1 protein-coding gene and 1 pseudogene are annotated in these 1,175 nt (G+C 63.7%); both read left to right on the top strand.

Annotation, left to right across the window (positions count from 1 at the left end):
* Nucleotides 1–132, top strand: a 132-nt coding sequence (locus UP10_RS43155) for a DUF736 family protein (protein WP_156180163.1), incomplete at its 5' end; no start/stop codon positions are given.
* A gap of 388 nt (nucleotides 133–520) precedes the next feature.
* A pseudogene (locus tag UP10_RS19555) lies at nucleotides 521–1,175 on the top strand (DUF932 domain-containing protein); the annotation flags it as partial.

Genomic DNA, 1,175 nt, shown 5'->3' with positions numbered 1-1,175 from the left:
GAGACCGAGCGCGAATATCTCTCGGTCAAGCTCGACGATCCGAGCTTCCCGGCCCCGATCTACGCCTCGCTGGTGAAGGGTGAGGGCGACGAGGGCTTCATCCTGATCTGGTCGCGCCGCAACGGCGACTGATCCAACCGGACCAAACCGCCCCGCCTCCTCGGAGGCGGGGCTTTTTCTGTGCTCATGACCATAACGGCGCAGAAAGAGGGAGAGAAGGCCTTCGGCCTCCTTGCATAATGCTCGCTAAGGGCTCCGCCCTCGCGCGCGCAAGGGTGAAGCGCCGAAGCCGGCGCCGGCCGGAGTGGTATCCCCGGTCTTCCGCGCCCTCGCAGAATTTTCAATGACGACATGAGCGGCAGGCGCGTGCAGACGCGCGCGTGCCGCGCGCCCCCTTGGGCGGGTGATCCCCCTCCACTCCGGCCGCCCTTGCCCTTGCTACCCCGGTCTCGCCGACGGGCAGGGTTGCAGCGCAGCGCTGCGCTTTAACCCAACCCCAAAGGGAGAATGAGCGATGACGATGATGACTCTGACCCAGAACGAGCGGCCTGTTTCCAGCGGCTTTCGCGTGGACGTCTCGCGCGGCGAGCGTCTTGGCCGCGTGTCGTCGGAATGGTTTTTCCGACCCGACGATGAGCGCTATCTCAGCCTGACCGATCTTCATGACGTGGTACGCCGCGGCGCCGACCGCGCCCAGACCCGTACCGTGGAAAGCCGGGCCGTGAGAGTAGAGGCGGGCCGCGACAATGCCGAACGGTTGGCCCTGATGGTACCGGGACGCAGCGAACCGGTTGCGCCGACGCATTGGAGTTTTGGGCAGTTGTGTAGCCTTGTCGGCGCGCCGACATCTTATATGCGTCAGCTTCCCGCGCCACTTACCGCGATAAACCTGCAACACGGCTTGCTGTCACACCGTGGTGAGTTGGTGAAGACGTTGGAGGCTGATGACGGCCGCATTGAGCTTCGTGCCGTGACCGGGCCGGACTATGGCCGCATCTGGGATCATGAACTTGTCACCGCCGTGATGAAGATCGCGGGTAACGGCAACGGGGATACAAGATGGAAGGTGCCCGGGGTGCTGGATTGGGCGACCATGACCCACAACCCGTTCGTGGACATCACCAAGGACACGACGACACTCTACGCGAGCGATCGGGATGTGTTCCTGTTTTTGG

This window comes from Bradyrhizobium sp. LTSPM299, from assembly GCF_000938235.1.
In the GTDB taxonomy this organism is placed as follows: domain Bacteria; phylum Pseudomonadota; class Alphaproteobacteria; order Rhizobiales; family Xanthobacteraceae; genus Bradyrhizobium.
Note: the sequence above shows the minus strand (reverse complement) of the source record. Positions and strands in the feature narration are given on the sequence as shown.